8 protein-coding genes are annotated in these 8100 nt (G+C 58.2%); 4 read left to right on the top strand and 4 right to left on the bottom strand.

Annotated features, from left to right (window positions below; genetic code table 11):
* Together WA943_RS12885 and WA943_RS12880 are read left to right on the top strand one after the other, a co-directional pair.
* The coding region (locus tag WA943_RS12885) for an ABC transporter permease (RefSeq protein WP_424470284.1) at window positions 1-708 on the top strand (708 nt) is incomplete at its 5' end.
* On the top strand, window positions 705-1529 hold the full coding sequence (locus WA943_RS12880; protein WP_424470283.1) for an ABC transporter permease subunit: 825 nt from the start codon (window positions 705-707) through the stop codon (window positions 1527-1529). The genes WA943_RS12885 and WA943_RS12880, both read left to right, overlap by 4 nt.
* Window positions 1530-1538: 9 nt before the next feature.
* Here the strand turns inward: WA943_RS12880 and WA943_RS12875 are convergent, their stop codons facing one another.
* The 3 genes from WA943_RS12875 to WA943_RS12865 all read right to left on the bottom strand — a co-directional run bounded on the left by WA943_RS12875 (window position 1539) and on the right by WA943_RS12865 (window position 5521).
* A complete protein-coding gene (locus WA943_RS12875; RefSeq protein WP_424470282.1) occupies window positions 1539-2333 on the bottom strand; it encodes a DUF1295 domain-containing protein in 795 nt (264 codons plus the stop codon).
* A gap of 130 nt (window positions 2334-2463) precedes the next feature.
* The gene (locus WA943_RS12870) at window positions 2464-3306 is read right to left on the bottom strand and encodes a metal-dependent hydrolase (RefSeq protein ID WP_424470281.1); all 843 of its coding nucleotides are present in this window, start codon (window positions 3304-3306) and stop codon (window positions 2464-2466) included.
* 202 nt (window positions 3307-3508) lie between these two features.
* On the bottom strand, window positions 3509-5521 hold the full coding sequence (locus WA943_RS12865) for a DUF1302 domain-containing protein (protein WP_424470280.1): 2013 nt from the start codon (window positions 5519-5521) through the stop codon (window positions 3509-3511).
* Window positions 5522-5707: 186 nt separating this feature from the next.
* On the opposite strand from WA943_RS12865, the gene WA943_RS12860 reads away from it, so the two are divergent.
* The gene (locus WA943_RS12860; protein WP_424470279.1) at window positions 5708-6727 is read left to right on the top strand and encodes an AraC family transcriptional regulator ligand-binding domain-containing protein; all 1020 of its coding nucleotides are present in this window, start codon (window positions 5708-5710) and stop codon (window positions 6725-6727) included.
* Window positions 6728-6824: 97 nt separating this feature from the next.
* Window positions 6825-7283 carry a YaiI/YqxD family protein gene (locus tag WA943_RS12855; protein ID WP_424470278.1) on the top strand — a complete coding sequence of 153 codons (459 nt, stop codon included), beginning with the start codon at window positions 6825-6827 and terminating at the stop codon, window positions 7281-7283.
* A gap of 10 nt (window positions 7284-7293) precedes the next feature.
* Here the strand turns inward: WA943_RS12855 and modA are convergent, their stop codons facing one another.
* Window positions 7294-8082, bottom strand: a complete 789-nt coding sequence (gene modA, locus WA943_RS12850) for a molybdate ABC transporter substrate-binding protein (RefSeq protein ID WP_424470285.1) — start codon at window positions 8080-8082, stop codon at window positions 7294-7296.
* Window positions 8083-8100 lie beyond the last annotated feature (18 nt).

Genomic DNA, 8100 nt, shown 5'->3' with positions numbered 1-8100 from the left:
GATTGGTCGAACTACAACTATCTCTTCGAAGATCCTCTCTACATTCTGGCTTACCTGAACTCGGTCCGTATCGCGTTCATCGCCACCTGCATCTGCATATTGATCGCCTATCCCATGGCCTATGGCGTCGCGCGCTCGCCTGAGAGCTGGCGCAACCCGATGCTGTTGCTGATCGTGCTGCCTTTCTGGACGTCGCTGCTCTTGCGCGTCTATGCCTGGATCGGCTTGCTCAAGAACAACGGCATCATCAATAGTTTCCTGATGTCGCTCGGCGTCATTTCCGATCCGCTGCCGATGATGAACAATTCATTCTCGGTCTATGTCGGCATCGTTTATTCATATCTGCCGTTCATGTTGCTGCCGCTTTATGCGTCGCTCTCGCGCCTCGACTTCACCTTGCTTGAAGCAGCGGGCGATCTTGGCGCCTCCCGTACGCGCGCCTTTCTTACGATCACGCTGCCGCTTTCTCTGCCCGGCGTCATTGCCGGTGCGATGCTGGTGTTTATCCCGGCGGTTGGCGAGTTCGTCATTCCCTCGCTTCTCGGCGGCCCGAGCACGATCATGATCGGTCGGGTGATATGGGATGAATTCTTTGAAAATCAGGCATGGCCTGTCGCGTCCGCCGTTGCCATTGCGCTCATGCTGTTTCTGGTGGTGCCGATCATGATCTATCAGTACTTCCAGACGCGGGCGGAGATCCGGACATGAAAACCACCGGCCTTTCGCCCTTCGTCATCGTCTGCATGGTTCTCGGCTTCGCCTTTCTCTATGCGCCGATCGTCATGCTCATCATCTTCTCCTTCAACGCATCGCGTCTCGTCACCGTGTGGGCCGGGTTCTCGACCAAGTGGTATGGCGAGTTGTTGAGCGACGATCAGGTGCTCGGCGCGGCCTATCTGAGTTTCAAGATTGCATTCACAAACGCCTGCCTCTCGGTGATCCTGGGAACCATGGCGGCCTTCGCTCTCGTGCGCTTCGGGCGCTTCATCGGCCGCTCGGTGATGATCCAGTCGATCTCCTCGCGCCTGGTCCTGCCCGACGTCATCCTCGGCCTGTCGATCTTGCTGCTCTTCGTCTCCTTGCAGAACATGATCGGTTGGCCCGCGCAGCGCGGGGTGATGACGATCATCATCGCGCATGTCACCTTTTCCTCGGCCTATGTGGCGATTGTCGTTCAGTCGCGTCTGGCAGGTCTCGACCGTTCATTCGAAGAAGCCGCATTCGATCTGGGCGCGAACCCCTTCACCGTATTTCGAACGGTCACTTTGCCGATGATCGCGCCGTCGCTGATCGCAGGCTGGCTGCTTGCCTTCATCCTCTCCTTTGACGATCTGGTGATCGCAAGTTTTGCGTCCGGCCCCAGCGCGACGACCTTGCCCATGGTGATTTTCTCCAAGGTGCGCTTCGGCATCACGCCGGAAATCAACGCGCTGGCCACGATCATCGTTGTCGTCGTCGCAATCGGCGTCGTGTTCGCAGGACGCATGTTGCAGCGTCAGGCCGATCAGCGGGCAGGCGGCAGAGCGTAAAGCTTGCGGTCAGGCCTTCGGCAGCCAGGGAATGAACGCGCTGGTCCGGCGGATATAGTCCTCATAGGTCGGGCGCGAACGCTTCAACCGGCGTTCGAGCAGCGCCGCACCACTCCATTTGACGAGCAGGAACGTCATCAGAAGCGGCCCCGGCAGGCTCATCCAGCCATACGGTGCTTCGCAGGCGACAAGGTAGCAGCCCCACCAGAAACAGAAATCGCCGAAATAATTGGGATGGCGCGTGTAACGCCACAATCCGCTATCAAGCACCTTGCCGCGATTGGCGGCGTCGCCCTTGAATCGCGCGAGCTGCCAATCGCCGATGCTTTCAAAAAGAATCCCGGCAACGCCAAGCGCCGCACCGAACATGGCAAATGGGCCAAGTTCGCCCATCGCGCCATATTGGCCAAGCTGCAGCGGGAGAGAAACAATCCACATCAACAGGCCCTGCAGGGCGAAGACCGTCTTCAGCGTATAAAGGTGGACGTTGCCCTTGGCCTTGCTTGTCATCGCGACATAGCGCCCGTCCGCTCCTTCTCGCCTCCAGCGCCAGAGGAGGTAGAAGCCCAGCCGCAGGCCCCAGACGACGACAAGGATCGTCAGCACCTGCTGATGCACGCCCCCGAATGGGAAGAGCCGCACGGTAACGCAGCTGATCAGCACAAAGCCGAAGGCCCAGAAGCTGTCGATGAAACTCACATCGCGCAGAGGAATGCTGATGAGCCACAGGATCAGCATCATCGCCGCTATGGCGACGAGATTGGCCATCAGAAGCGTCTGGACGCCGATTGTTTCGAATACCATGCCGATCTCCCCGCTGCACTGAACACAGAATGGCAGGCACCGCCATGCCCGTCCATTCGGTTACGCAGATCGAAGACGCGCGGATCAAGCCCGAGAAGCTTCGGGCCACAATAACGCGAAGGGGAGAGCTTCAGCTCGGCTGGCCGGCGAGTTGAAGCTCGCGCGCGACTTCGGCGACCACGGCGCTGTTGTCATGGTCCCAGGGATGAAAGTCGGCGCGGAAATAGTCGAGAAACGGACGGCCGAGGCCACGAAACGCACCCTGCTTGCCGAACAGAAAACTGAGGCCGCCTTTCCAGAGTTGGAAACGCGATTCCTGATAATCGTGGAGCATGATGCGCATATGGCGGAACGTGTCCCAGAAGAACTGCACCGTCACCACAACCATCAGCCAGCGCCGCAAACTATTTGACCCGCCGACCGCTTTGTAAACATCGAAGGCGACCGCCTTGTGCTCGCTCTCTTCAATCGCATGCCAACGCCACAACGCAGCCATCTCCGGATCTGCCCCAGCCAGCCCTTGAGGTTTGCGCAAAAGCGAGTCGGCAAGCATCGCCGTCCAGTGTTCATAGGCGACCGTCGAGGCAAGATGCGTAATCGGCGGCAGCCGCTCCAGTGCCCAGGCCTGCCTGCGGCGGATGGGCTCCTCCAGCGCTTCGAGCGGATAGCCGCGCGTGGCGCAAAGCGTCTCATTGTATTTCTGATGCTCGCGACGATGGATCGACTCTTGCGCGGTAAACCCGCGGACATGTGCGGCAAGCGTCGGATCGGTAATTCTGTCGCGATAATATTTCACGCTGTCGATAAAATGCTGCTCGCCTATGGGGAACATGATCGACAAGGAGTTGAAAAAAGCTGTGCGGAAAGCGTCGCCTCCATGCCAGTCGGTGCTGAGCGGCCCGACATCGAAATTCAGATTGCGCGGCGTAATCGTAATGTCGATGGGCGTGCGTGGCGCTTGTGCGGCAGTCATGTGCAATGTCTCCTGTGCGAGATGAACGCGCTTCGCTGACACGAATGTAGGGACGCCCTGAGCCGATACGAGGGTCAATTCAGGAAAAGGGGGAGGTCATAAGTGGCCAAATCCCATTCCCAAAGAAATCCGGCCCGGCCTGAGGAGAGGCCGAGCCGGTTCGTAGCCGCGCCGGATCGGGGGGCGCTCCGTCGCGGAAAGATCAGAACGTGTAGGAGAGCGATGCGGCGGCGAAATCCTTGTCGTACATCGCATTCCTGTACTTGGAGCCGAAGCTCGACGAGTAGTCGACGCTGAGCTTGTAGACCGACTTGAAGTCGAGATCGACGCCGAGACCGACGGTCTTCACACCTTCGACAAAGCCTGGCCCGATCGGTCCGGCCGAGTAGCCTTTGACGTCATGCGCGAAAAACACTCGCGGGCTGACCGTGTAGGGCGATCCCAGGAAGGAGTTGTATTGCATCATCGCGAGCATGCGATATCCCCAGGAGAAACTCGACGCATATTGCGGTGTGAGCGAGCACGTGCCCAGTCCGATGCAGGCATCGCCAAGTATGGCGGCCATGCCGGGATTGACATGCGTCTCTCCTGAGCGCGGCACCGCGAAACGATTTCCGCTTGCATCCGGAAGATATTGGAAGCCCGCATTGGCAACCAGGATCAGCAGGTCTGCATCGGCGGCGTTCACAAGAAAATTCGACGGTGTGAACGTGCTGAGCGTATAAGTCTGACCGACAAGCGCCTTTGTCCTTCGATAGCCGGGAATAATATCGCCCGGCGTTACAGCCGCTCCCTGATATAGCGGAGCCTCTCCCGGCTGCGCCGTGAAGCCGGCATTCTGAAAGTCGGCGCCGACCAGTTCGGTCGTGTCGAGCTGGAATGGCATGTTGGTGTAATAGGCCATATCGCCCGAAAGCGCCGTACCGTTCATGATGTTGATCGTCGTGTTGAAGCTTCCACCGATCATGTGAACATCTTCAGGATGCTGAGCGATGAGATACTTGCCGCTCGATCGTGCGTCCAGCCCCTCGGCTGCTGCGCAGAGCGAGGTGGGCAGGCCCGCTTCGTCGGTCGTCGCCGCCGTGGTGCAAACCGGGCTATTCATGTTGCCGCCGGACAGTAACGCCACGGTTGAGAGCGCGAGCTGGTTCGAGTTGGATCGGAATGTGCCGATGGGCAGTTTGTCGTGGAAGTTCACGAAATAGACGCCGAGATCGGTGCCCTGATTGAGCCAGTCGGCGAAATAGCGCAACGCCGCGCCCCATTGCCCCTGATTTCTGGCCATCTGCGATGCGCCACGCGGCAAGAACAGCGGGTCGCTTAGTCCGCTGGTGGAGCGCGGGCTTCCATCTGCGTTGGAATAGAACTCGCCGCTGCTCAAGGCATAGCCGCAGCCATCCGTAAGCGCATCGCTGGGTGAGAAGAATGTGCCGCAAGGCGGCAGCGGATCTCTTTCCCATTCGGCAATGTACATCGCTTCGAAGGTGAAGTTGGCGGGCAGGCCCAGGCTCGCATACAAAGTCGCTTGCGGCAGGAAGACTTCCTTCAGTTCCGTTCCGGGCTTTGTGAAAGCGGCAACGTCGAGCGGCAGATAGGACGAAACGCCACCCTGAATGAACAGGCTTTCGCCCCAGTTCACGACCTGACGCCCGACGCGCACATTGAGCGGCATGTCGTCGAAGATATTGAAGTTCCCGTATGCAAACGCATCCAGCAGCTTCAGCTGGCGCAATTCGCGATTATAGGCGTCGTCGCCGCGAAAGGCGTCGCGCAGGTTCCGGCGCTGCGGCGTCGTGGCGGCAATCGGTCCGTAATTTCCATTGCCTTTGCCGAGATCATAGGTGGCCGGGTCCCAGAAGGCTTTGGCGCGAATGAAGACACCGTAGTTTTGCCACTTTGCCCCAAGCTCGGAGATGATCTTGAGAGGGGCGGAGATAAGTTCGCCGCGTTCGACGTTGACGTTTCCATCGTCCGAATTGACATCGTAGTCGGTGCCGTTCGCGGCGCGGCAGCCGCCATTGTAGACGGAAATTTGTTCGCAAGACTGGTGGGAGGTGCGAATGCTCGCGCCTATCGAGGCCGTATTGTCGAGGCTGAAATTGATTTCGCCGAAGGTAAACTCCGTCGCGGCCGCAGGACATGCGATCATGATGGCCGCGACAAATGCGATATAGGGTCGGCAGAGCCCGGTAATGAAGTGAATGCGTTCCCGCATGTTTCTCCCCTTTTTCGGCGATTATATTTAGTCAGCACCCGAACGGTGTCTTTGCGCTTGTTCACACGAATTGTCGGAAAGTGTGTGAATCGATCTCGCACGGTTGCGAGTGCTTCATTTCAGAAATATTGTCGGCGTAAGGTGAGGTCCGATACGGCCAATGGGGGGGTCAAATGTGGACGGAGCATGAAAGTCCAACCGGCTTACATATTCGCACTCACGCGCACAATTCGTTCGCTGGGTCACGATCTGTCATCGCTCACGGAGCAAGACGCGCCGCTGGAAGAACTTGAGTTCTATAAGCTGTGTGAACGCGCCGTCGAGTTGACGCGCGACCCGACATTCGCCTTGCAGTTCGGGTCGTCGCTTCATCTGGGTTCGCACGGGCTTCTCGGCAACGCATTGATGAGTTGCCGAACGCTTCGTCAGGCGGCTGAATTTCTTGTGCAGCACAATCCGATCAAGACGGCGCAAGGCAGCGTTCGCTTCGCCTTTGATCGGGAGAATGTCGTTCTCTCTATGACATCTGGAATCGAACTACCGGGCGCGCCGAATTTTATGATCGAAGCATTTTTCGCTGCGGCGATCACCGGAATTGGTGATCTCGTCGGGACCGAACTTGCAGGCTGCCGGATCGAATTTGCTTTCGAACCGACGATGGATGAAAAAACATATGCTCGTTTTCTTGGTGTTCCCGTCGCGTTCGGCAAAGAGGCGAACCGGCTGATTGGGCCGCGCGAAGCGGTTGACGTTCTGCTCGTCGGCGCGGGCAATGTGGTTGCCGATATGTATGTGCGGCAATGCGGGAGGCTGCTGCGCGAGCAGGGCATGGCGACAAATCTGGCATCGGAGATACGCCGAATTCTGCTCGACGGGCGAGGCAAGGTCGCCAGCGAATATGAAGTCTCATGCAAACTCAATATGAGCGGGCGGACGCTTCGCAGGCGGCTCTATGACGAGGGAACCTCGTTTCGGGAAATTCTCGATGAGGTGCGAAACGATATGGCACGCGCTTATCTACGAGAAACTGGACTTTCCATCGCCGAGGTCGGCACGTTCTTGGGTTTCGAAGACGCTGCTAATTTTCGTCGCGCCTTTCGACGCTGGAACGGTTGTTCGCCACAGGCATTCCGTTCGAAGCAGGAGGCGACATCATGTCAGGAGGATATTGACGGGGAAACGCGCCACGAGGTGGTCCCGCTCTGACACGGACATCTCGGGCTCATGCCGAGGTTTGCTACGTGGTGTTTGCGGACGACGCACAAAATCAGCATAAAGGCTGGGCTGAACCGGGATGCCTGGAGTGCCTATGCCTGAGATTTACGTCGACGCCGATGCTTGCCCTGTAAAGGATGAGGTTCTCCGCGTCGCTGAACGCCATAATCTGGTTGTCTTCATTGTCAGCAATAGCGGCATGCGCCCGAGCCGAAATCCGATGGTCCGCCAGATCGTCGTGCCGCAAACGCCGGATGCTGCGGATGACTGGATCGCCGAGCGCATATCGGCTGGCGACATTTGTATCACGGCTGATATTCCGCTGGCTGCCCGCTGCATCGAGATCGGCGCTCAGGCACTCCATTCCAACGGCAAGCCTTTCACGCCCGAAAGCATAGGCATGGCACTGGCCATGCGCGGGCTGATGCAACAATTGCGCGAAGCAGGGGACATGAAGGGCACAAATCCCGCATTCACGAAAGAGGATCGTTCGCGCTTTCTTCGATCTCTCGAGGAAGCCATTCAGCTCGAATTGCGCAAACGCTGACAGGCAAGCGTCACTTCCGCACCGAAAATCCCTGTGCCTTAAATATCCCCAGCGCGGTGGGCGATGAGAGATATGTCAGGAACGCCGCCGCTTCGGCATTCTTCGACATTGTTGTCAGAGCGATGGGATAAACGATCGGCGGATGCGTATCCTCCGGGAACGTGTCGATGATTTTCACCTTCGGCTCCGCCTTTGCGTCGGTTTCATAAACGATACCGAGCGGTGCTTCGCCGCGCGCAACGAAGGCCAGCGCGGCCCGGACATTTTCCGCCTGCGCAACCTTCATCGCGACCGACGACCAGACACCGAGTTTTTCAAGCGCCGCCTTGCCGTATTTTCCCGCAGGCACGCCGCTCGTGTCGGCCATTGCCAGACGGCCACCATGTAGCGCGACGGCAAGATCGAAACCCGGTGCGATAGTGAGGGCGATATTCGATCCAACCGACGCTATCAGCACGAGACGGTTGCCGAGAAGATTCACGCGGCTCTCGGATTTGATGAGCTTGCGTTGCGCGAGATAGTTCATCCAGTCGAGATCGGCGGAAATGAATATATCGGCAGGGGCGCCTTGCTCGATCTGTTTGGCCAATACCGAACTTCCGGCATAGGAAATTTTGACTGGAGCGCCGCCGCCTTTGGCCCACTCGCTTTCAACAATATCCAGCGAACCCTTCAGGCTGGCTGCGGCAAAAACGAGGATATCGTCGGCGGCCTGCGCGCGCGTTACTACGCCCAGGACAATGGAAAGTGCGAGACAGAAAACCGCCGTCGCCTGAGCCAGAAATTGCTTCGCCAAGATGCTCTCCGTCCATTCGAT

It is taken from the genome of Parvibaculum sp. (genome assembly GCF_049651025.1).
Taxonomy (GTDB): Bacteria; Pseudomonadota; Alphaproteobacteria; order Parvibaculales; family Parvibaculaceae; genus Parvibaculum.
The sequence above is the reverse complement of the archived record's forward strand: the minus strand, read 5'-3'. Positions and strand labels throughout refer to the sequence as shown.

Coding starts and splice junctions, on each gene's coding strand:
- WA943_RS12870 (WP_424470281.1), bottom strand. CDS start 3,306: ATGACTGCCGCACAAGCGCCACGCACGCCCATCGACATTACGATTACG.
- WA943_RS12860 (WP_424470279.1), top strand. CDS start 5,708: ATGAAAGTCCAACCGGCTTACATATTCGCACTCACGCGCACAATTCGT.
- WA943_RS12880 (WP_424470283.1), top strand. CDS start 705: ATGAAAACCACCGGCCTTTCGCCCTTCGTCATCGTCTGCATGGTTCTC.
- WA943_RS12875 (WP_424470282.1), bottom strand. CDS start 2,333: ATGGTATTCGAAACAATCGGCGTCCAGACGCTTCTGATGGCCAATCTC.
- WA943_RS12865 (WP_424470280.1), bottom strand. CDS start 5,521: ATGCGGGAACGCATTCACTTCATTACCGGGCTCTGCCGACCCTATATC.